This window comes from Mesorhizobium sp. M0862 (assembly GCF_040319795.1).
Taxonomy (GTDB): Bacteria; Pseudomonadota; Alphaproteobacteria; order Rhizobiales; family Rhizobiaceae; genus Mesorhizobium.
Genome location: NZ_JAMYOJ010000028.1, coordinates 46,658 through 69,011, shown reverse-complemented (window position 1 = coordinate 69,011; position 22,354 = coordinate 46,658). Strand labels below are relative to the sequence as shown.

Below are 22,354 nucleotides of genomic sequence, written 5' to 3'. Positions count from 1 at the left end.
GACGACCTGCGCGAGCACAAGAAGCTCGCTCTGCGCCAAGCCGCATGACCAGCATCATGGCTGCCCCATTTTGCAGAACTTGACGCACACAACCTCTTTTTGCACCGCTGGATTCTAGCGCAGACGTCACCGAATGAAACCTCGGGTCTGCGCCGCGTCGCTTCGCTCCTTGCTCCGCCCATGGATGAGGAAGCGACGGGCCTTTTCGCAAATCGCCGCGGTATGCGATCTGCCTTAACTCGGCACTTATCGCTCCACCAAATTTTTCGGATGTCTTACCCCACCTCGATCACAGCCTTGATCAACCCCGATTTCTCATGCGCCCAGCGGGCGAGATCGTCCGGCGTGCCGGCCAGCGTGGTGCGGTGGGTGACGAGTTTTGCCAGAGGCACGGCGCCGTTGCGTATCGAGGCGGCGACGTGGTCGAAATCGACTTTCAGCGCGTTGCGGCTGCCGATCAATGTCATTTCGCGCTTGTGGAATTCCGGGTCGGAAAAGACGATGTCGTCCTTGACGACACTGACCAGCACGAGCGTGCCACCATGCGCGACATGTGCGAAGGCCGACTGCACCGAGGCGGTGTTGCCGGTGGCGTCGAAGACGATGTCGAACCCTTCGCCGCCGGTTGCCTCGCGCACCAGTTCGGCTGCCGCTTTTTGTGAGCCGTCGAGCGTGGCGAAGCCGAGTTCGCCTTTTGCAAAATCCAGCCGCTCCGTGCTCATGTCGAGCAGGCTGACATCGAGCCCGGCGATGCGCGCAAACAGCGCTGCGCCAAGGCCGATCGGCCCGGCGCCGATGACCAGCGTGCGGGCGCCTGGTTCGGCGCGAGCGCGCCGCACGGCATGCGCGCCGATGGCGAGGAATTCCACCGCCGCCGCATCGGCCAGCGATAAGCCGTTTGCCGGATAAAGATTCCGTGCCGGCACCAGGATCTGCTCGGCCATGGCGCCGTCGCGATGCACGCCAAGCACTTCGATCCTGACGCAGCAATTCGGCTTGCCGTGCCGGCAGGCGATGCATTTTCCGCAAGCGAGATAGGGATTGATGATGACGGGCTCGCCCACGGCAAGGTCGACATCTTCGCCGGTCTCGACGACGGTGCCCGACACTTCATGGCCCATGATGCGGGGATAGGCAAGGAACGGGTGCTTGCCTTCGAAGATGTGGTAGTCGGTGCCGCAGATGCCGACATGGCTGACGGCGACCAGCGCCCAGCCGGCAGGCGGCGCTCCTGGCGCCGGCCGGTCTTCCAGGACAAGCTCGCCGGGCGAGCGGCAGACAACAGCTTTCATTCGGCAATTCCAGTGTTTCTCAAAAAAGGCGCCGGTCCGTTGTTAAGCAGGCCGGCGCAGAAGGTCAGGGAGAATTACTTGCCGCGACGGCGCAGCCCGTCGAAATAGACGATGATTATGATCAGCGCGCCGGTGATGATGCGCTGCCAGAACGAGTTGACGTTGAGCAGATTGGCGCCGTTGTTGATGGTGGCCAGGATGAAGGCGCCGAGCAGCGGGCCATGCACCGAGCCGACGGCGCCGAACAGCGAAGTGCCGCCGATCACCGATGAGGCGATCGCCTGCAACTCCCAACCTTCCGCCTGGGTCGGGTTGCCGATGCCGATGCGCGCCGCCAGCAGCACGCCGACGAAGGCCGCGCACAGGCCCGACAGCGTGTAGGCCATATAGATGGTGCGCTGGACATTGACGCCCGAGAGGCGCGAGGCCTCGGCATTGGATCCCACAGAGAAGAGATAGCGGCCCCAGCGGCTGTGGTGCAGGAAGATGTAGGCCGGGATACCGACCAGGATCACCATCCAGAACAGATTGGGGATGCCGACAAAGGAACTGCGCGAGAACGCGGTGAAGCTGTCGCTGTTGATGTTGATCGAATTGCCGTTGGTCATCAACAGGCCGATGCCGCGCAACGAGGTCAGCGTCGCCAGCGTGATTATGAATGGCGGCAGGCCCATCTTGACGATGCCGAAGCCGTGGAACAGGCCGATGGCAACGCCGACCAGCAGCGTCACCAGAATGGCGACCCAGATCGGGAAGCCAGCATTGATCATCATGGCGACAATGACGGTGGCGAAGCCGACCACGGCGCCGACCGAGAGGTCGATGCCGCCGGTGATGATGACGAAGGTCTGGCCGACCGCCATGATGGCGATCATCGAGCCCTGCCGCAAAAGATTGGCGATGTTGTTGGAGGAGGCGAAGCTCGGCGTCGCCACCGACAGCACGATCCAGAGCAGAACCAGCAACGCCAGAAGCGTCAGCCCGAACAGGACGTTGTAGTTCCGTTTCGGTTTTTCGATCGCGACGGTTTCGATGCTCATGGTTCCTCCCGTTTCTTGTTTTGTCAGCCGATCGCCTGCGTCAGCACGTCTTCGTGGCTAGCGGCGCGAAAACCGTGGCTCGCCACCAGTTTGCCGCGCCGGAACACGTGCAGCGTATCGGCGAGCTCGTAAACCTCGGGCAGATAGGACGAGATCAGGATGATGCCGGCGCCCTTGGACAACAGTTCCCCGAACAGGCGGTAGATCTCGGCCTTGGTGCCGACATCTACGCCGACCGTAGGCTCGTCGAAGATGAACAGCTTGGCGCCGTGCGCCAGCCATTTGCCGATGACGATCTTCTGCTGGTTGCCGCCGGACAGGCTGGAGGCCAGTGCGCCGCGTGTCGGCGTCTTGATGCGGAGGCCGGCGATCTGGCGATCGGCTTCAGCCTTTTCCTTCGTGTTCGAAATCAGCAGGTTGTTGGAGATGCGCTTGTAGATCGGCAGGTTGAGGTTGAGGCCGACCGGCAGGTTCAGGCACAGGCCCTGGTCGCGGCGGCTTTCCGGCGCCAGCGCCATGCCGAGCTTGATCGCGTCGTGCTCGGAATTGATGTGGACCGGCTTGCCTTGCCAAAGGACCTGTCCGGCCGACTTCTTGTGGCGGCCATAGAGCGTGGTGACGAACTCGCTCCGCCCGGCGCCGATCAGGCCATAGAGCCCGACGATCTCGCCGGCGCGCACCGTCATCGAGACGTCTTCGAAACCCTTGCCCGACAGGTTTTTCGCTTCAACGATCACGGCACCGGGGGTGAAATGCTCCTTATGGTAGACTTGCTCGATCGAGCGGTTGATCATCATCTTGACCAGCTCGGCGTCATTGGTCTCGGCAATGTTGCGGGTGCCGACCAGCGTGCCGTCGCGCAGCACCGAGACGCGATCGGCGAGTTCGAACACCTCTTCCATGCGATGGCTGATGTAGATGATGGTGACGCCTTCGCCCTTGAGCCTGCGGATCAGCGTGAACAGCTGGTCGGCTTCCTTGCGGGTGAGATAGGCGGTCGGCTCGTCGAAGATCAGGAATTTGGTGCCGCGCACGGTGGCGCGGGCGGCGGCGATCAGCTGCTGCTGGCCGATGGTGAGGTCACCCAGCATGACATGCGCCGGCAGGTCGAAGCCGAGACCGTCGATGATCTTCTGCGCTTCCTTGACCATGGCGCGCTGCTGCAGGATGCCGAAGCGCGAATTCTCCTCGCCGAGGAACATGTTGGCGGCGACGGTGAGATGGCGACAGAGCACGACCTCCTGATGCACGGCGTTGATGCCCAGCGCCATTGCCTCGTGCGGGGTTGCCAGCGCTGCCGGCTTGCCCTCCCAGATGACATCGCCGGAGGTGCGCGGCATGACGCCGGTCAGAAGCTTGATCAAGGTGGATTTGCCGGCGCCGTTCTCGCCGACGATGGCGTGGATCTCACCTGCCTTGAAGGCAAGGTGAACGGGCTTCAGCGCATGCGTGCCGGGATAGCGCTTTTCCAGCCCGTGCAGTTCGAGGATCGTCCTGCCGGGCGCTAGCGTTGGGGCCGGGTGCAGTTCCTGCGCCATGGGCGTCATGACAATCCTCCCAGATTGGCCTTACGATTGGCACGTCGCGATGCAGTCAAGCCGCATCGTCGAGGTGATTCAAGCCGGTGGATATTCAAGCTTGTATCCGGTGTTTCCGGGGCGCGAGGCCCCGGAAAGGATTTTTGGTCGACGGGCTCAGAGCTTCGGGTTGAGCAGGGCGTCGATCTTGGGGTCTTTCATGTTTGCCTTGGTCACCAGGTTGGCGCCTGTGTCGACATTGGCCTCGACCTTCTCGCCCTTCGAGGCGGCGAGCGCGGTCTTGATGCCGTCATAGCCCATCCGGTACGGATCCTGAACGACGAGCGCGGAAATGACGCCGTCATTGAGGAACTTGATCAGCTTCTCGTCGCTGTCGAAGCCGACCAGCGCCAGCTTGCCGCCAAGGTTGTTCTCGGCGACTGCCTGACCGACGCCCTGCGCCATGATCAGGTTGGACGCGAAGATGCCCTTGAGGTTCGGGTTGGCGGTGATCAGGTCGGTGGCGATGTTGAGACCGGTCGTTGCCTGGCCGTCGGCATATTTGTCGGCGACGAGCTTCAGCCCCGGATATTTCGCGGCCAGCTGCTCGGTGAAGCCCTGCTTGCGCTGCTCCAGCGAACCGGCGCCCGGCGCGTTGGTGATCAGCGCGACGTCGCCCTCGATCTTGCCGCCATTGGCTTCGCCGATGGCTGCTGCAAGACCGTCAGCGGCGACGCGACCGCCCTGCACATTGTCGGTGGTCAGGAACGAGGTGAACGCCTTGGAGTCGGCGCCGGAGTCGATGCCGATAACCTTGACCTTGCTGGCCGCTTCATCGATGGGCTTGCCGAGCGCCTTGAATTCGGTCGGCGCGATGACGATCGCGGCCGGGTTGCCGGCGACGGCATTCTCGAGGATCGAAACCTGGCCGTTGACGTCGGTTTCAGCCTGGGCGCCGAGTTCGGGTACGTTGACGCCGAGATCCTTGCCGGCCTTGCGGGCGCCGGCCAGGACGATCTGCCAGTAGAAGGACGTGGTGTCCTTGACGATGATCGGAATGGTCACGTCCGCCGCCGAAGCCGGCGCCGTCTGCAGCGTGCCGGCAAGCATCGAGGCGGCAGCAAGTGCCATCAGTGAGCGGCGGTTGAGAATGCTGGTCACGAATTTCATTAGGAATCCTCCCTAGATCGCCCGGTGAAGGTTGCGGAAGCTCCATTTGGATAGGCGCGGCCCAAAAGGAACTTTATCAATAAAAAACAGTTGCCGCTTTTTGATAGTGCATCGGTCCGGCCGACGCAAGCGGTGTTTCATATAGGCCTGCGCATGGCTCGGCGGGGAAACCTCCCTGCCGATCCTCAGTGCCACGTCCAGACGCTCCCGATCCTCCTTGATCATCATGGAATATTAATTCCACCGTCGAGTCAATATGGAATATTCATTCCTTCTTGAGAGCCGTGATCGTGGCGTTTCGTCAGCCGAGCTCCTGAACGATGGTGTAGGGAGTGTAGCGGGCGAATTCCGCTTGCGGCACCTGGACGTTGAACAGGTCGAGGTTGCGCGTCAGGTTGGCGGGCTTGGCCGTTCCGGTCAGCACGCTGGCCACGACAGGCTCCTGCAGCGGAAACTGCAATGCAGCCGCCGCCAGCGGATATCCGCCCTCATCAGCGATTTTCTCCATCGCCCCAACACGCTCGAGTATGTCCTGCGTCGCCGGCAGATAATCGAAATGCGCGCCGTGCACCGGCCCGGTCGCCAGGATGCCGGAGTTGAAAACGCCGCCGATGATGAGCGAAGTCTGTCGCTCACGACACAGCGGCAGCAACTCGGCTTCAGCCGAGCGGTCGAGCAGCGAATAGCGGCTGGCCAGCAGGATGCAGTCGAGCGGCGCTTCGCACAGCACGTCGAGGCAGATCTGCACCTCGTTGACGCCGAGCCCATATGCGGAAATCACGCCGGACGTTTTAAGCTCTTCCAGCGCCTTCAAGCCGCCGTCGATCAGCTGGCGAAAGTGCAGCTTCGTCTTCTCGACGCCATGTGTGTAGGTGCCGATGTCGTGCACAAACAGGATGTCTATCCGGTTCAGCCCGAGCCGGGCATAGGAGAACTCGACCGAGCGCATGATGCCGTCATAGGAGTAGTCGTAGTCGAGCGCGAAGGGCAGCGGGTCGACATAGGAATGATCGGGAACCTGGTCTTCCGGCACCGGGCGGAACAACCGTCCGACCTTGGTCGACAGCACATAGGAATCCCGCGGCTTGTAGCGCAGGAAATCGCCGGTCCGCCGTTCCGACAGGCCGAAGCCATAGAAGGGCGCGGTGTCGAAATAGCGCAGGCCGGCATCCCAGGCTGTCTGCAGCGTCTCCATCGCCGCTTCGCGCGGACACGCCCGGTAGAGCCCGCCGATCGCCGCCCCGCCGAAGCTTATCTCGGTTACCTCGAGCGCAGTCGTGCCGATGCGGCGTTTGTCCATCCACAGCCTCCCCTTGTGAGCCGTCTTTGCAGCCCGCTTTTTTCGTCGGTGGTTAGAGCGTCGCGCCGAGGTGCCACGGCACGAACTCGTTGTCGCCGTAGCCGAACGCCTCGCTCTTGGTCTTGCGGCCCGATGCCGTCTCGACGATGAGTTCGAAGAGTTCCCGGCCCATGCCGGCGATGGTCTTCTCACCCGAAGCGATGACGCCGCAATTGACGTCCATGTCCTCTTCCATCTGGTGGTACATGGTCGAGTTGGTGGCGACCTTGATCGACGGCGTGGGCCGGCAGCCGAAGCAGGAGCCGCGGCCGGTGGTGAAGACGATGATGTTGGCGCCGCCCGCCACCTGACCGGTCGCCGAGACCGGGTCGTAACCGGGCGTGTCCATGAACACCAGGCCACTGCCGGTGACCTTTTCGGCATAACCGAAGACGCCGTTGAGCGGAGTCTGGCCGCCTTTGGCCACGGCGCCCAGCGACTTTTCCAGGATGGTGGTCAGACCGCCGCGCTTGTTGCCGGGCGAGGGGTTGTTGTCGATCGAGGCGCCGTGCTTGGCGACATGGTCCTCCCACCATTTGACGAAACCGTCGAGCTTCTTGGCGATCTCCGGCGTTGCCGCGCGATAGGCGAGCAGATGTTCGGCGCCATAGATCTCCGTCGTCTCCGACAGGATGCCGATGCCGCCGACGCCGGCCAGGATGTCGACCGCCGCTCCCAGCGCGGGATTGGCGGTGATGCCCGACATGCCGTCGGAACCGCCGCATTGCAGGCCGACGACGATCTCCGAGACCGGGATCGGCTCGCGCTGATACTGGCCGACTTCCTCGGCGATTTCGGCGAGCACGCCCATCGCCTTTGCGACCGATTTGCGCGAACCGCCGGCGTCCTGGATGTTGAAATGGCGTTTTCCCGCCGCCGCACCCTTCTGGCCGTAAAGGGTGAGCTGGTTGACCTCGCAGCCGAGGCCGACCATCAACGCGCCGCCGAAATTCGGATGGCGGGTGTAACCGGCGAGCGTGCGGTGTAGCACCATCATGCCGTCGCCGGTGCCGCTCATGCCGCAGCCCTGGCCATGGACGATCGGGACGAAGCCGTCGATCCCCGGATATTTCGGCAACAGCACGCGGTTGGCCTCGTCGGCAATGGCGTGGCAGACGGTGGCCGAGCAATTGACGCTGGCGATGATGCCGATGAAGTTGCGCGTGCCGGCGCGGCCATCGGCGCGACGATAGCCCATGAATGTCCGGGCGCGGTCAGCTTCGGTGGCATGCTCCGCTTCGCTCGGCGGCACGACCGGCAGACGGCCGGACTCGAAGACCAGATTGTGCGAATGGACGTGGTCGCCGGGCGCGATGTCCTGGGTGGCGCGGCCGATGGCCTGGGCATACTTGACCACCGCCTCGCCGGCGGCGATAGGCTTGATCGCCACCTTGTGGCCGGGCTCGATCAAGGCCGTGGCGACGGCGCCGCCGGGCAGAGGGGTGCCGATCTCGATGCGGCCATTGGCGACCGCGACATTGTCGGCGGGGGACAGAAGAATGCTGTTCGAGGCGTTCACGGGCAGTTTCCTGGGTCTGTTCCTGGGGATGCGCGGATTGACACGCGTCTGTTTACATATAATGTCTTTTATCGTGAAAAAACATTTGTGCGTCAATTGTTTTTTCAGGAGGAGACCATGCGTCCGATGGACGCTTGGCTTGTGGGGAGCGGCGTCTGACACGCAGAGCGTTTTGCTTTGCCGGGTCAGCGCCAGGACATATGTGATATCGCGCTTCAAGCCAGCCACAGCAAGCGCCGGCGCGCAACGGGGCAGGGATGTCGAAGAGCAACAACGTCTACAAGGACGCTTACAACAGGGGTCTGCGGCTGCTCGATGAGACGCAGAGCCTGCCGTCGGAGCCGGAGCTGGGCACTTTGCTTGGCGTCAGCCGTACCACCGTGCGCACCATTCTGGCGCGCATGGAAGAGACCGGGCTGATCGCGTGGAACAAACGCAGCAAGACAGTGCTCAGGACGCCGAAGCCGGATGATTTCTTCCCCGAGGAGGAGACAGACACACTGGCCCAGATCATCGAGCGGTCGTTTATGCGCAGGTTGCTGGCCGGCGGCGCCGAGGCCGGCATGCAGATCAACGAGCTCGAACTGGCGCGCGAGATCGGCGTCGGCACCACCAGCGTGCGAGAGTTCCTCATCCGCTTCTCCCGATTCGGCCTGATCGAGAAGCGGCGCAACAGCCACTGGGTGCTGAAAGGATTTACGCGAGCCTTCGCGCTCGAACTCACTGAAATCCGCGAGATGTTCGAGATACGCTCGGCGGCGGCCTTTGCCGCCTTGCCTGGGGACAGTCCGGTCTGGGCGGATCTCGACCGGCTGGAAGACGAGCACCGGCTTCTGGCCAGCGAAATCGCCGTCCGCTTCAACGAATTCTCTGAGCTAGACGAGCGCTTCCACCGGCTGATCCACCGGGCGTCGCACAACCGCTTCATCGTCGATTTCTACGACGTCATCGCCATGATCTTTCACTACCACTACCAGTGGAACAAGGCGCAAGAGCGCGAGCGCAACGAAGTCGCGGTGAGCGAGCATCTCGCCTACATCGCGGCGCTGAAATCGCGCGATCTCGGCAAGGTCGACGCCGCCTGCCGCAAGCATCTGAAGTCGGCACGCCACACGCTGTTGACGTCGATTCCGGAAATCGGCGGCCGCCCGGCTTCCTGAGCGCGACGTCCGAAGGGAGGTTATGCGCACAAGATCTTTGCCTATGCATGTCGTTATCCCAAACCGCAGCGCACTTTTTGGCGACATGGATTGAACGCGCCGCGTTGCCGCAGCGATGATTTGGCGATTTTCCGCCGACATGCCGCGTGCTAGATATCCAAGCGTTGCTGCGTGAAGAGGCAGGTCTTTGGACTTCCGGCGTAAGAGATGGAGCATGACGGCCGCCTTTGTCGCGGCCTGTGTGCTGCTGCTCCAGTCGACGCTCGGCGTGTTTGCCTTCGGCATTGCGCCGGATGCCTCGCAACTCGACGTTTTCGGCAACGTCATCTGTACACATGAGGGGGCGGTCCAGCTTCCCGGCGGCGATCCGCACCAGCAGCATATGCCGGCGTGCTGCATGCTCGGCTGCAGCATGGCCTCCGTCGCCTATGCGCCGCCGGCAGGCGTCGGCCTGGCGCCGGTCAGCCAGTACTTGGAAACAGTCGCTTTTGCCCCGCCGGCAGTCAGGCATCCCGACGTCACGCGCGAGCGCTCTCCGGCCAATCCGCGCGCGCCGCCGCTTGCGGGCTGAAAACCGCCGCTCGCTTTGCGTAACCTGCGCAGGCGATAATCATCCAATGACAAACACGTTCGCAGCCCGACAACGGCGCGACCTTATATTCATGGAGCCTACCCATGTTCCGTTTTCTTCGTGCCGGCGCGTTGCACCGCAGCACCCGTTTATTCAGCACTATCGAGCAGCGTCTCGGCAGCGCCCTGTTCGCCTTTGCACTGTTGTTCGTCGGCTCCCATTCCGTCCTTGCGCATGAATTCAAGGCCGGTGACATCGAGATCAAGCATCCCTGGTCGCGCGCCACGCCGGCCGGCGCCAAGGTTGCCGGCGGCTATTTCACCATCGTCAACAAGGGCAGCGCGCCGGACCGGCTGCTGTCGATTGCCTCCGATATTTCGGGCAAGGCCGAACTGCATGAAATGGGAGTCAAAGACGGCGTCATGACCATGCGCCCGGTCAGTGGCGGCCTGGATATCCCGGCGGGCGGCAAGATCACGCTGGGTCCCGGCGCCTACCACGTGATGTTCATGGATTTGAAGCAGCCGCCTAAAGAAGGCCAGATGTTTGCCGCCACGCTGACTTTCGAGAAGGCCGGAACCGTGACCGTCGAGTTTGCCGTGCAAGCCATAGGCAGCGCGCCACCCCTCGAAGACAACGACTGACCAATCAATTTGCCAACCGATTTTTCGAGAGGGACCATCATGAACAAGTATCTTTTGCCGGCCGCTGCATTTCTTGTCCTGGGGACGAGCGCTGCCTTCGGCCATATCACGCTCGAAACCCAGGAAGCGCCGGTCGGTTCGACCTACAAGGCCGTGCTGCGCGTGCCGCATGGCTGCGAAGGCAAGGCGACGATTGCCGTGCGCGTGCAGATCCCGGAAGGGGTGATCGGGGTGAAGCCGATGCCCAAGCCCGGCTGGACGCTGCAGGTCAAGAAAGGCAAGTACGAGAAATCCTACCAGCTCTATGGCGAGGCGGTGACCTCGGGCGTCAAGGAAGTCGACTGGAGCGGCGGCAGCCTGCCGGATGAATTTTATGACGAGTTCGTCTTCCGCGGCACGTTGGCCGCCGATCTGCCGGCCGGGCAAAAACTCTATTTTCCGGTGGTGCAGGAATGCGATGGCGCCACCACGCGTTGGATAGAGATTCCGGCGGCTGGTCAGGATGAGGATGCGCTGGAAGATCCGGCGCCCGGCCTCAACCTGCTGCCGAAGAAATGATGCATTGGCGGCGCGCTGCTTCGAAGCGGCGCGCCACTGTTTTGGTGGATGGCATGAACGTGGCCTGTTTCCAGCGGATGGAACGGACAGCCGGCAGGTGCTTCGGCCTGCTGGCCGCGATCCTGCTGCTTGCCGTCCTTGCCACGCCAAACCAGGCCTTTGCCCATGCGGCGCTGATCAAGGCCGAGCCTGCCGACGGCGCGGTTCTGGAGCGAGCGCCGACGCAATTTTCGCTGACCTTCAGCGAGCCTGTGTCGCCGCTGGTGCTGACCTTGGTGCGGCCCGACGGTACGCCTGTCGCTTTGACCTCGTTTCGGTTGAGCGACCAAACGGTTGAGATCGACAATCCACAAAAGCTCGGGCCGGGCACCCATGTCTTGAGCTGGCGGGTGATTTCCGCCGATGGCCATCCGGTCGGCGGCTCGGTGCTGTTTTCCGTTGGCGCGCCAAGTGCGGCGCCGGCGGTGGGGGAAGCTGTCGATATAGATTTGCGGTCAGCGATCTGGACCGGCAAGGTTCTTCTCTACATCGGGCTTTTCCTCGGCATTGGCGGCGCCTTCGCGCTGACATGGCTGGCGCAAGGCCAGCGCTCAGGCCAGCGCTTCGTCATTGCCGCCATCCTGTGCGGGCTGGTCGCAGCACCCCTGTCGCTCGGGTTCCAGGGGCTGGACGCGCTGGGCGCGCCACTCGCCCGGCTGGCGCAACCGGTGGTCTGGCGGACGGCGCTTGGCACCAGCTTCGGCTGGACGGTGCTGATTTCGCTGGCGGCGCTCGGGCTTGGCCTGCTGTCGTTGGTCGGATCGCGTGCTGGCGCCAGGCCGTTGGCGCTCGCCGGGCTGGCCGGTGTGGGTGCAGCCCTTGCCGCCAGCGGCCATGCCAGTGCAGCCGAACCGCAATGGCTGACGCGGCCTATGGTGTTCCTGCATGGCGCCGGCATCGCTTTCTGGGCTGGAGCATTGCTGCCGCTCGGCCTGGCGTTGAGCAGCCAATCGGTGGAAGCCGGGGCGTTCCTGCGGCGGTTTTCGCGCGCGATCATGCCCGTGGTGGTAGTGCTTGCCGCCGCCGGTGTGGTGCTCGCCATCATCCAGGTGCAGACACCGGCGGCACTGGTCAACACCGCCTATGGCCGGCTGCTGCTGATCAAGCTGGCGCTGCTGGTGTTTCTGTTCACGCTGGCGGCGGTCAATCGATGGCGGCTCACCGCCTTGGCCGAGGCCGGAGCGACGGAAGTGCGGCGACGGCTTAGCCGCTCGATCTCAGTCGAAATGCTGATCGTGCTCCTGATCTTCGGCGTTGCCGCCGGCTGGCGCTTCACGCCGCCGCCACGGGCCCTGGCAATCGCCGCGGCACAACCGACGTCGGCCCATATCCACACTATGAAGGCGATGGCCGACATCGACATCACGCCCGGCCATACCGGGGAGGTCACCGCCTCCATCGTCATCATGGATGGCGATTTCGGCCCGCTCGACGCCAAGGAAGTGACGCTGGTGCTGTCCAAGCCCGATTCGGGGATCGAGCCGATCAAGCGTCCGACGACCAAGCCAGGCGACGGCACCTGGCGCGTCGATAATCTCGTCATTCCGATTCCAGGCCGCTGGACGGCGCGGCTCGATATTCTGGTTTCGGATTTCGAAGTGGTAAAGATCGAAGCGCCGATCGATATCCGCGCCGAGTGATATTCAGCCCGCCTACGAAGGGCGCTCAGCCGAGTTCCTGGGCTAACCCGATGAGATGCCCTTCCGGCCCGCGGATGTAGCAGAGCCGATACACGTCCTGGTAACGGACGACTTCACCGGCCAGCTGCGCGCCACGCTTGCGGAGCCTTTCAAGCGTGTCGTCGATGTCGTCCACGGTAAACATGACGCGCAGGTAGCCCAGGGCATTGACCGGGGCGTTGCGGTGATCGGCGACGACCGTCGGCGTGAGGAAGCGGGAGAGCTCGAGCCGGCTATGGCCATCCGGTGTGCGCATCATGGCAATCTCGACGTGCTGATCGCCGAGCCCGGTGACACGTCCGGCCCACTCGCCTTCGATCGTCGCCCGCCCTTCCAGTTCGAGGCCGAGCTCGCGAAAGAAGGCAATCGTCTCGTCGAGGTCATCGACGACGATTCCGACATTGTCCATCCGTTTGACTGCCATAAGTTCAACCTAACGTCATATGTTCGATCGGCAAGGCGTCGCCCGGTCACCAACTGACCCTTCCTGACTCGGTCTGACACAACGCAGACGCAACACAATTCGGCGAGGCGGTTGACGTGGCGCGAAAGGCTCGTCAATCATCTCGCCGAAAAATGGGCATCCCGAAAAACGCGGCCTCAACAAAATCCGAAAGCAGGGAAGAAACGATGGAAAAAGCCGAAATCGGTCTGATCGGCCTTGGCACAATGGGCTCCAACCTCGCGCTCAACATTGCCGAGCACGGGCACCGCATCGCCGTCTTCAACCGCACCAAGGCGCGCACCGATGCCTTCCTCGAAGGCGCCGGTTCGCTCAGGGACATGGTGGTGCCCTGCTACAGCCTGGAGGAACTGGCAGCTGCGATCAAGCCGCCGCGCCCGGTCATCATCATGGTGCTGGCCGGCAAGCCGGTCGACGAACAGATCGAAGCGCTGCGCGGCGTGTTGTCTGACAACGATATCGTCATCGATGCCGGCAACGCCAATTTCCGCGATACGATGCGGCGCTTTTCGGAACTGTCGGGCTCGGGTCTCACCTTCATCGGCATGGGCGTATCCGGCGGCGAGGAAGGCGCGCGCCACGGGCCGTCGATCATGGTCGGCGGCACCGAAGACTCTTGGAAGCGCGTCGAACGCGTGGTGACCGCGATCTCGGCCAAGTTCAAGGATGAACCGTGCGCTGCCTGGCTCGGCACAGACGGCGCCGGGCATTTCGTGAAAACCATCCACAACGGCATCGAATATGCCGACATGCAGATGATCGCCGAGATCTACGGTATCCTGCGTGACGGTCTCGGCATGGGGCCGAAGGAGATCGGCAAGGTCTTCGAGGACTGGAACAAGGGCCGGCTCGATTCGTATCTGATCGAGATCACCGCCAAGGTGCTGGCCGCTGACGATGCAAAGACCGGCAAGCCGGTGGTCGACATCATCCTCGACCGTGCCGGCCAGAAGGGCACCGGCAAATGGTCTGTCATCGAGGCGCAGCAGCTCGGCATTCCGGCGACGGCCATCGAGGCGGCGGTGGCGGCCCGCGTGCTGTCCTCGATCAAGGATGAGCGGCAGGCGGCCGAAAAAGCCTATGGCAATATCGGCGTCACCAAGATCTCCGGCGACAAGGCGGCACTTCTGAAAGACCTGGAGCTGGCGCTGCTCGCCGGCAAGATCGCCGCCTATGCACAAGGTTTCGCGGTGATGAGCGCCGCCTCGAAGGAGTTCAACTGGAACTTGCCGATGCCGACCATCGCCAAGATCTGGCGTGCCGGCTGTATCATCCGCTCGCAGATGCTCGACACCATGGCGGAAGCCTTCGGCTCGGGCGGCGCGTCCACCAACCTTTTGATGGCGCCGGCTTTCACCACCATGATGCAGGAGGCGCATCCGTCGCTCCGGCGCATCGTCGCAAGAGCGTCGGAGGCCGGTTCGCCCGTGCCGGCGCTGGCGTCGGCGCTTGCCTATTTCGACAGCTACCGCCAGGGCCGCGGCACCTCGAACCTGATCCAGGCGCAGCGCGATTTCTTCGGCGCGCATGGTTTCGAGCGCATCGGCGAGCAGGGGGCTTTCCATGGCCCATGGGGCAGCGGCGCTGCCGGCTAGGGTCAGGTGAGGCGGCCTCTCCGGTCGTGCCAGTCAGCCCTGATACGCGACGACGTCGCCTGGCTTGACCACAGTCTGCAAAGAGCCAAGTGCCGCGCCGCCTATCCAGCCCAGCACGGCGCGGGCAAGCTCGGTGCCGGCGAGGCGGAAGTCTTCGTTGACGATCAGCAACTCCCGGCGGAACAGATGCAGCAGTTCCGACGATTGCTTGGACACGACATCGACGTCGCGGCCGAGTTTCAGGCCGGCATCCTCGATGCCGGCGACGATGGCCAGCGTTGCTGCGGCGGCGCTGCTGACGAAACCGTCCGGCCTGACGTCGCGGCGCATCAACTGCGCGGTCCGCGTCCTGATCTGATCGATCGACTGGTCGATCGAAACAGCGTTGAACGGCACTTCGCTGGCGTCGACCTCGCTCAGTGCGTCGGCAAAGCCATTGACCGTGTGGTCGTAATAGGTGAGCCCGACCGGCGGCGCTACCAGCGCCAGCCGGCGCCGGCCGACGCTGGCCAGATGGCGCACCGCTTCGGCGGCGAAGGCGTAATTGTCGAAGTCGTGATAGGGGTGGACAAGCCCCATATCGGTGCGGCCATGCGTGGCAAAGGGTATGCCACGCTCCAGCATGTAGCGGGCGCGCGGGTCGTTGGGCTGCGTGCGTGAGATAATGACGCCATCGGCCGAGCCGGACTCGACCAGATACTTTACCGGGTCCAGCGGATCCTGCGAGCGCGAGTAGGGCGTGACGATCAGGTGATAGGGTGTGTCGGCAATGACCTCCGAGACGCCGTAGATGATGTCCGAGACAAAGCTCATGATCTCGCGCTCGGTATTGAGCACGAGGCTGATAACATTGGTCTTGCCAGTCCGCAGGCGCACGCCGGCGCGGTTCGGCCGGTAGCCGATCTGCCTGGCGACGAGTTGAACCCGCCGCCTGGTCTCGGCGCCGATCTCGGGTGCATCCTTGAGCGCGCGCGAGACGGTGGTGACGCCGAGCCCGGTCATGAAGGCAAGCGTTTTCAGCGTCGGCCGCTCATGTGCCGACGCCTCGTCGTCCTTCTCCGTCTGGTCCCTGTCCATTCGTCCCGCCCCGTCAGGCGCATAGCAGCCGCCGGACCAGCCGACAATCGCTTCGATGACGATGTGGCACGGTTCTTCGCCGTCAGGCCTCAATATACTGAAACGTTACAGATTTCCAACATCGCAGCGAGTGGGTCTCTCAAGCCATGGTTTTGGCAGGGTTTTGGCGGCCAGAAACGTTGCGCGAAAATCAGGTTCGAGACGTTTTTCTTGCGCTGCAGCATGATTTTGCAGCGCAGCACCCGGTTTTGCGCGGAGTTTGCCGGTTTGCACGCAACGAATTTGTTCGCGCCTCGAAAAAACATTCGAGCGCGTTTATCTCAGGGGTTGCACGCACCGCATAATTGCCGTATCGAAAATCTGTAACGTTTCAGATTCTGGGAGGAACCGAAATGCGCTATAGACTTTTGACCGCTGCCCTTGCCGCGACGGCCGCGCTTCAGCTTGCCGGCCCGGCGGCCGCCACCGACCTGGAAGTGACCCATTGGTGGACGTCCGGCGGCGAGGCGGCGGCGGTTGCGGAATTCGCGAAGGCTTTTGACGCGACCGGCAATCACTGGGTCGACGGCGCCATTGCCGGATCCGGCGGCACGGCACGGCCGATCATGATCAGCCGCATCACCGGCGGCGATCCGATGGGCGCCACCCAGTTCAATCACGGCCGGCAGGCCGAAGAACTGGTGCAGGCCGGCCTGATGCGCGACCTCACCGATGTCGCCACCAAGGGCAAGTGGACGGAAATCGTGCGGCCGAAGAGCCTGCTCGACAGCTGCACCATCGACGGCAAGATCTATTGCGTGCCGGTCAACATCCACTCCTGGCAGTGGTTGTGGCTGTCGAACGAAGCCTTCGAGAAGGCCGGCGTGCCGCTGCCGAAGGACTGGAATGAATTCGTGGCGGCAGCGCCCGCCCTGGAAAAGGCGGGCATCATCCCGCTCGCTGTCGGCGGACAGGCCTGGCAATCTTCCGGCGCCTTCGACGTGCTGCTGGCGGCGGTCGGCGGCACCGACGCGTTCCTTAAGGTCTACAAGGACAAGGATGCCAAGTTCGCCGCCGGGCCCGAGATCGCCAAGGTCTTCAAGGCCGCCGACGATGCCCGCAAGATGGCGAAGAACACCAATGTGCAGGACTGGAACCAGGCAACCAATCTCGTCATCACCGGCAAGGCCGGTGGCCAGATCATGGGTGACTGGGCGCAAGGCGAGTTCCAGGTTGCCGGCAAGGTCGCCGGCAAGGACTATGCCTGCTTGCCGGGCCTCGGTCTGAACGAAGTGATCGCCACCGGCGGCGACGCCTTCTATTTCCCGCTGCTCAAGGATGCCGACAAGTCCAAGGCGCAGGAGGTGTTGGCAGAGACGCTGCTCGACCCTAAGACTCAGGTCGCCTTCAATCTCAAGAAGGGCTCGCTGCCGGTGCGTGGCGACGTCGATCTCAATGCGGCGAACGACTGCATGAAGAAGGGTCTGGCCATCCTCGCCAAGGGCGCCGTCATCCCGTGGACGGACCAACTGCTTTCGCAGGATACCCAGAAGCAGAAGGAAGATCTCTTCGCCGAATTCTTCGCCAAGCCGGACCTGACCATCGAAGACGCGCAGAAGCGCTTCGCCGACCTCATCGCTTCGGCAGACTGACGTTGGAGGCAATACACCTCGCTCCCGGCCTTGCGAAAGCAGGGCCGGGATCGCACCGCCCTTACCCAGCCGGCTGACGAGATGAGCAAGAGCGAACGCCCCAACCCGCTGTTCCGCAACATCAATGCGAAGGTCGCCTCGATCCCGATGATCCTCACCGCGTCGGTGGTTTTCGTCGGCGGCACCGTCTGGACGGTGTTCTATTCCTTTACCAATTCGAAGCTGCTGCCACGGCTGAATTTCGCCGGGCTCGACCAGTATTACCGGCTGTGGGCGACGCCGCGCTGGCTGATCTCGATCGAGAACCTTTTGATCTACGGCGCGATCTCGCTGGTGTTCTCACTGGTCATCGGCTTCCTGCTTGCAGCGCTTCTCGACCAGAAGATCCGTTTCGAGGACACGTTCCGCACCATCTTCCTCTATCCGTTCGCGCTTTCCTTCATCGTCACCGGCCTGGTCTGGCAGTGGCTGCTCAATCCGGATTTCGGCATCCAGCATGTGGTGCGGGACCTCGGCTGGACGAGCTTCAACTTCGACCCGCTCTACAATTCCAGCATCGTCATCTACGGCATTTCGATTGCGGCGCTGTGGCAAGGCACCGGGCTCATCATGTGCTTGATGCTGGCCGGCCTGCGCGGCATCGACGAGGACATCTGGAAGGCGGCGCGGGTAGACGGGATCCCGATGTGGAAGACCTATCTGTTCATCGTCATCCCGATGATGCGGCCGGTTTTCATCACCACGCTGGTCATCATCGCGTCGGGCATCGTCAAGGTCTACGACCTCGTTGTCGCCCAGACCAGCGGCGGCCCCGGAATCGCCTCCGAAGTGCCGGCCAAATATGTCTACGACTACATGTTCTTCGCACAGAATCTTGGCCAGGGCTTTGCCGCCTCGACCATGATGCTGCTCTCGGTGGTGATCGTCGTCGTGCCGTGGGCCTACCTTGAATTCGGAGGCAGGAAGCGTGGCTGACCCGGCCGTCCCTTTGCCCGCCAGCGCGGGTGCCGCCGAGCGCGAAGCCTCGGGGCCGCGCGGGCCGAAGCCGCGGCATGTCTTCTCGCGCCGCAACATCTTCCTCTATGGCACGCTGATCGTGGTGGCAGTCTACTATCTGCTGCCGCTCTATGTGATGGTGGTCACCTCGCTTAAGGGCATGCCCGAGATACGGATGGGCAATATCTTCTCGCCGCCGCTCGAAATCACGTTCGAACCGTGGGTGAAGGCGTGGGCGACCGCCTGCACCGGCCTCAATTGCGACGGGCTTTCGCGCGGCTTCTGGAATTCGGTGCGCATCACCGTGCCGTCGGTGCTGCTGTCGATCGCGATCGCCTCGGTGAACGGCTATGCGCTCGCCAACTGGCGCTTCAAGGGCGCCGACACATTCTTCGTCATCCTGATCGTCGGCGCCTTCATCCCCTATCAGGTGATGATCTATCCGATCGTCATCATCCTGCGCGAGATCGGACTCTACGGCAGCCTCAGCGGCCTGGTGATCGTCCATTCCATCTTCGGCATGCCGATCCTCACGCTTTTGTTCCGCAACTATTTTGCCTCGATGCCGGAAGAGCTGTTCAGGGCGGCACGGGTCGACGGCGCCGGCTTCTGGGGCATCTTCCTGCGGATCATGGCGCCGATGTCGCTGCCGATCTTCGTCGTCGCCATCATCCTGCAGGTGACCGGCATCTGGAACGACTTCCTGTTCGGCGTCGTCTACACCCGCCCCGACACCTATCCGATGACGGTGCAGCTCAACAACATCGTCAATTCGGTGCAAGGCGTGAAGGAGTACAACGTCAACATGGCCGCCACCATCCTGACCGGGCTCGTGCCGCTCATCGTCTACTTCATTTCCGGCAAGCTTTTCGTGCGCGGCATCGCCGCCGGTGCGGTGAAAGGGTGATGGCGATGACGGCAGCCAACGGCACCAGCGTTTCGATCCAGGACCTGTCCCTGAATTTCGGCTCTGTATCGGTGCTGCAGACCCTCAATCTCGAGGTCGCAGAGGGCGAGTTCATCGTGCTGCTCGGTCCCTCGGGCTGCGGCAAGTCGACCTTGCTCAACTGCATCGCCGGGCTGCTCGATATTTCCGAAGGCCGCATCTTCATCAAGGGCAAGAACGTCACCTGGGAAGAGCCCAAGGATCGCGGCATCGGCATGGTGTTCCAGTCCTATGCGCTTTATCCGCAAATGACGGTGGAGAAGAACCTGTCGTTCGGCCTGCGCGTTGCCGGCGTGCCCAGGGATGAGATCGCCAAGCGCATCGCACGCGCCGCCGAGATCCTGCAGATCGAGCCGCTTTTGCAGCGCAAGCCCGCGGCCTTGTCCGGCGGCCAACGCCAGCGCGTGGCGATCGGGCGGGCGCTGGTGCGCGACGTCGATGTCTTCCTGTTCGACGAGCCACTATCCAATCTCGACGCCAAGCTGCGCTCGGAACTGCGCGTCGAAATCAAGCTTCTGCATCGCAAGCTGCAGAACACCATGATCTACGTCACCCACGACCAGATCGAGGCGATGACGCTGGCCGACCGTATCGCGGTCATGCGCGGCGGCGTCATCCAGCAGCTCGACGCGCCGCAGACGATCTACAACCGGCCGGTCAACCGTTTTGTCGCGGGCTTCCTCGGCTCGCCGGCGATGAATTTCCTCGAAGGGGAGCTGGAAGCCGGTGCTGCTCCGGCGTTCAGGACCGACGGTGTTTCGGTGCCGCTCGACCGCTATACCTTTGACGGCACGGAGCGCCCGGCCGGCGCTTGCGTGCTGGGCATCCGGCCTGAACACATCGCTTTCGGTGACGCTGCAAAGTCGATGCCGTTTTCCGCCGGCGGTTCGGTCGAGATCGTTGAGCCGATGGGTTCCGACACGCTGGTGTGGACCAAGCTTGCCGGCCGCAACTTCTCCTTCCGCGTCGAAGCGGAACGGACGCTGCGCAGCGGCGATCCGATCCAGTTCGGTTTCGATCCGGCGCGCGCCTCGCTGTTCGACGCTGCGACCGGCAATCGCCTGTGACCCTCTAGAATCATCCGCAAACCATCCTCCCAAGAACGACCGAAACGATCCCCCGAAAACATCCCCAAGCCTTAACCACCCAAGAAACGGACAGAGACGATGAACTGGTCATTCCAACTCTACAGCGCCCGCAATTTCCAGCCGTGGGACGGCATCCTGAAAATGCTTGGTAAGCTCGGCTACAAGGAAGTCGAAGGTTTCGGCGGCGTCTATGACGACCCCAAGGCGTTCCGCGCCGAACTCGACAAGAACGGGCTTTCGATGCCGACCGGACATTTCTCGATCGATGCGCTGGAGAATGATTTCGACGGCGTACGCAAAACAGCCGACGCACTCGGCATCACGCTCGTCATCTGTCCCTATCTGCTGGCCGAGCAGCGGCCGGCCGACGCTGCCGGCTGGCGCGGCTTTGGCGAGCGTCTGGCCAAGGTCGGCGAGACCGCAAAAAAAGCCGGCTACGGCTTTGCCTGGCACAACCATGATTTCGAGTTCAAGACACTCGCCGACGGCTCGGTGCCGCAGGATCACATCCTGTCGGCTGCGCCCGACATCGGCTGGGAGATGGACGTCGCCTGGGTAATCCGCGGCGGCGTTGATCCGCTGCCGTGGATCGAAAAGCACGGCAAGCGCATCAGCGCCGTCCATGTCAAGGACATGGCCAAGTCAGGCGAAGGCCTTGACGAGGACGGCTGGGCGGATGTCGGCCACGGCACCATCGACTGGGCCGGCCTGATCAAGACACTTCAGGCGAAGAGCGCGGCCAAATATTACGTCATGGAACAGGACAACCCCAACGACATCGAGCGCTTCGCCAGCCGCTCGCTCGCATCCGTCAAGGCTTACTAGGAACAATCATCATGGCAAAGAAACTGGGTATCGGCGTCATCGGCTGCGGCAACATCTCGAAAGCGTATTTCTCGCTGGCGCCTCTGTTTCGCGGCATCGAGATGCGCGCCTGCGCCGACATCAACATGGACGCGGCCAAGGCACGGGCGAAGGAGTTCAAGCTGCGCGCCGAGACCGTCGAAGAACTGCTCAAGGATGACGAGATCGACATCATCGTCAACCTCACCATCCCGGCGGTGCACTACGGGGTGTCGAAGCAGATCCTCGATGCCGGCAAGCACGTCTATTCGGAAAAGCCGTTCGTGCTGTCGGTCAAGGAAGGCCTCGACCTCAAGAGCCGGGCCGAGAAGAAAGGGCTGCGCATCGGCTCGGCCCCGGACACGTTCCTGGGCGGCGCGCACCAGCTGGTGCGCAACCTCATCGACACCGGCGCGCTCGGCAAGATCACCAGCGGCACCTGTCATGTGATGGGCCACGGCATGGAGCACTGGCACCCCAATCCCGATTTCTTCTTCCAGCCGGGCGCCGGGCCGGTGCTCGACATCGGGCCTTACTATATCACCAACCTGATCCAGCTGATCGGGCCGGTGAAGCAGGTGGCGGCCTTCGCGACGACGCCTGCCAAGGAACGCACGATCTCGTCGAAACCGCGCGCGGGCGAAAAAATCCCGGTCAACACGCCGACGACGATCCACGGCCTGCTGGAGTTCGAGAACGGCGCCGTGGTCACGCTCAACACCAGCTGGGACGTCTGGGCGCATGGTCATGCGCCGATGGAACTCTATGGCGAAACGGGCACGGTGTTCGTGCCGGATCCGAATTTCTTCGGTGGCGACGTGCGCATAACCGAGGCGGCAAAACCGGTGAAGAAACTGCCGAAATGGCAGCATCCGTTCGGCGTGCCCAACGAAATGCACGGCCAGGGCATGATGGCCAACTACCGCACAGCAGGCCTTGCCGACATGGCGCTGGCGATCGCCGAGGGCCGGCCGCATCGTTGCTCGATGGAGCTCGCGCTGCATGCCGTCGACGTCATGACCGGCCTGTTGCGGTCGGGCGAGACCGGCAAGTTCGTCGCCATGCAGACCAGCTGCGAGCGGCCGGCTGCACTCGGCGTCAAGGACGCAAAAGGACTGTTGGCGAAGCAGAAATGAGGTAGAAGGGTGTGGGCGCGCGCGCGCCGCCACCCATACAATCCAGGATCT

21 protein-coding genes are annotated in these 22,354 nt (G+C 62.9%); 12 read left to right on the top strand and 9 right to left on the bottom strand.

The features are described 5' to 3' along the window. Positions 1-275: 275 nt before the first annotated feature. From NKI15_RS28610 to NKI15_RS28580, 7 genes are all read right to left on the bottom strand, one after another. Complete coding sequence (locus NKI15_RS28610; protein WP_023686620.1) at positions 276-1,292, bottom strand: zinc-binding alcohol dehydrogenase family protein; 1,017 nt, start codon at positions 1,290-1,292, stop codon at positions 276-278. Between the two features lie 74 nt (positions 1,293-1,366). Continuing rightward, the gene (locus NKI15_RS28605; protein ID WP_023683015.1) at positions 1,367-2,332 is read right to left on the bottom strand and encodes an ABC transporter permease; all 966 of its coding nucleotides are present in this window, start codon (positions 2,330-2,332) and stop codon (positions 1,367-1,369) included. A gap of 23 nt (positions 2,333-2,355) precedes the next feature. Further along, the gene (locus NKI15_RS28600) at positions 2,356-3,879 is read right to left on the bottom strand and encodes a sugar ABC transporter ATP-binding protein (protein ID WP_023700145.1); all 1,524 of its coding nucleotides are present in this window, start codon (positions 3,877-3,879) and stop codon (positions 2,356-2,358) included. A gap of 147 nt (positions 3,880-4,026) precedes the next feature. After that, positions 4,027-5,019, bottom strand: a complete 993-nt coding sequence (locus NKI15_RS28595; RefSeq protein ID WP_023686618.1) for an ABC transporter substrate-binding protein — start codon at positions 5,017-5,019, stop codon at positions 4,027-4,029. A gap of 12 nt (positions 5,020-5,031) precedes the next feature. Further along, complete coding sequence (locus NKI15_RS28590) at positions 5,032-5,247, bottom strand: hypothetical protein (RefSeq protein WP_023686617.1); 216 nt, start codon at positions 5,245-5,247, stop codon at positions 5,032-5,034. A 73-nt stretch (positions 5,248-5,320) separates the two neighbouring features. Then, complete coding sequence (locus tag NKI15_RS28585; protein WP_023686616.1) at positions 5,321-6,319, bottom strand: aldo/keto reductase; 999 nt, start codon at positions 6,317-6,319, stop codon at positions 5,321-5,323. 52 nt (positions 6,320-6,371) lie between these two features. Then, positions 6,372-7,877, bottom strand: a complete 1,506-nt coding sequence (locus tag NKI15_RS28580) for a UxaA family hydrolase (protein WP_023728563.1) — start codon at positions 7,875-7,877, stop codon at positions 6,372-6,374. A gap of 257 nt (positions 7,878-8,134) precedes the next feature. Here NKI15_RS28580 and NKI15_RS28575 point away from each other — a divergent pair, with 257 nt between their 5' ends. The 5 genes from NKI15_RS28575 to NKI15_RS28555 all read left to right on the top strand — a co-directional run bounded on the left by NKI15_RS28575 (position 8,135) and on the right by NKI15_RS28555 (position 12,489). Continuing rightward, a complete protein-coding gene (locus tag NKI15_RS28575; protein WP_023683019.1) occupies positions 8,135-9,037 on the top strand; it encodes a GntR family transcriptional regulator in 903 nt (300 codons plus the stop codon). A 214-nt stretch (positions 9,038-9,251) separates the two neighbouring features. After that, positions 9,252-9,608 carry a DUF2946 family protein gene (locus NKI15_RS28570; protein WP_023683020.1) on the top strand — a complete coding sequence of 119 codons (357 nt, stop codon included), beginning with the start codon at positions 9,252-9,254 and terminating at the stop codon, positions 9,606-9,608. Between the two features lie 104 nt (positions 9,609-9,712). Next, positions 9,713-10,252 carry a copper chaperone PCu(A)C gene (locus NKI15_RS28565; RefSeq protein WP_023698175.1) on the top strand — a complete coding sequence of 180 codons (540 nt, stop codon included), beginning with the start codon at positions 9,713-9,715 and terminating at the stop codon, positions 10,250-10,252. Positions 10,253-10,291: 39 nt separating this feature from the next. Continuing rightward, a complete protein-coding gene (locus tag NKI15_RS28560; protein WP_023683022.1) occupies positions 10,292-10,810 on the top strand; it encodes a YcnI family copper-binding membrane protein in 519 nt (172 codons plus the stop codon). 53 nt (positions 10,811-10,863) lie between these two features. Next, on the top strand, positions 10,864-12,489 hold the full coding sequence (locus NKI15_RS28555) for a copper resistance CopC/CopD family protein (RefSeq protein ID WP_050589048.1): 1,626 nt from the start codon (positions 10,864-10,866) through the stop codon (positions 12,487-12,489). Between the two features lie 25 nt (positions 12,490-12,514). Here NKI15_RS28555 and NKI15_RS28550 read toward each other — a convergent pair whose 3' ends face one another. After that, positions 12,515-12,952: a VOC family protein gene (locus NKI15_RS28550; protein ID WP_023692002.1), complete on the bottom strand. Its 438-nt coding sequence runs from the start codon at positions 12,950-12,952 to the stop codon at positions 12,515-12,517. 206 nt (positions 12,953-13,158) lie between these two features. Here NKI15_RS28550 and gnd point away from each other — a divergent pair, with 206 nt between their 5' ends. Next, complete coding sequence (gene gnd / locus NKI15_RS28545) at positions 13,159-14,586, top strand: NADP-dependent phosphogluconate dehydrogenase (RefSeq protein ID WP_031355663.1); 1,428 nt, start codon at positions 13,159-13,161, stop codon at positions 14,584-14,586. A 33-nt stretch (positions 14,587-14,619) separates the two neighbouring features. Here the strand turns inward: gnd and NKI15_RS28540 are convergent, their stop codons facing one another. After that, the gene (locus NKI15_RS28540; protein ID WP_352514966.1) at positions 14,620-15,663 is read right to left on the bottom strand and encodes a LacI family transcriptional regulator; all 1,044 of its coding nucleotides are present in this window, start codon (positions 15,661-15,663) and stop codon (positions 14,620-14,622) included. 392 nt (positions 15,664-16,055) lie between these two features. On the opposite strand from NKI15_RS28540, the gene NKI15_RS28535 reads away from it, so the two are divergent. The 6 genes from NKI15_RS28535 to NKI15_RS28510 all read left to right on the top strand — a co-directional run bounded on the left by NKI15_RS28535 (position 16,056) and on the right by NKI15_RS28510 (position 22,303). Then, complete coding sequence (locus NKI15_RS28535) at positions 16,056-17,294, top strand: ABC transporter substrate-binding protein (RefSeq protein ID WP_023683028.1); 1,239 nt, start codon at positions 16,056-16,058, stop codon at positions 17,292-17,294. Between the two features lie 81 nt (positions 17,295-17,375). Then, entirely contained in the window at positions 17,376-18,269 is an 894-nt protein-coding gene (locus NKI15_RS28530; RefSeq protein ID WP_023683029.1) for a carbohydrate ABC transporter permease, read from the top strand. Continuing rightward, the gene (locus NKI15_RS28525) at positions 18,262-19,197 is read left to right on the top strand and encodes a carbohydrate ABC transporter permease (RefSeq protein ID WP_023669802.1); all 936 of its coding nucleotides are present in this window, start codon (positions 18,262-18,264) and stop codon (positions 19,195-19,197) included. Before NKI15_RS28530 ends, NKI15_RS28525 begins: the two co-directional genes overlap by 8 nt. 5 nt (positions 19,198-19,202) lie before the next feature. Then, positions 19,203-20,303, top strand: a complete 1,101-nt coding sequence (locus tag NKI15_RS28520; protein ID WP_023686606.1) for an ABC transporter ATP-binding protein — start codon at positions 19,203-19,205, stop codon at positions 20,301-20,303. 99 nt (positions 20,304-20,402) lie between these two features. Beyond that, complete coding sequence (locus NKI15_RS28515) at positions 20,403-21,149, top strand: sugar phosphate isomerase/epimerase family protein (protein WP_023683031.1); 747 nt, start codon at positions 20,403-20,405, stop codon at positions 21,147-21,149. Between the two features lie 11 nt (positions 21,150-21,160). Further along, a complete protein-coding gene (locus NKI15_RS28510) occupies positions 21,161-22,303 on the top strand; it encodes a Gfo/Idh/MocA family protein (protein WP_023700131.1) in 1,143 nt (380 codons plus the stop codon). Positions 22,304-22,354 lie beyond the last annotated feature (51 nt).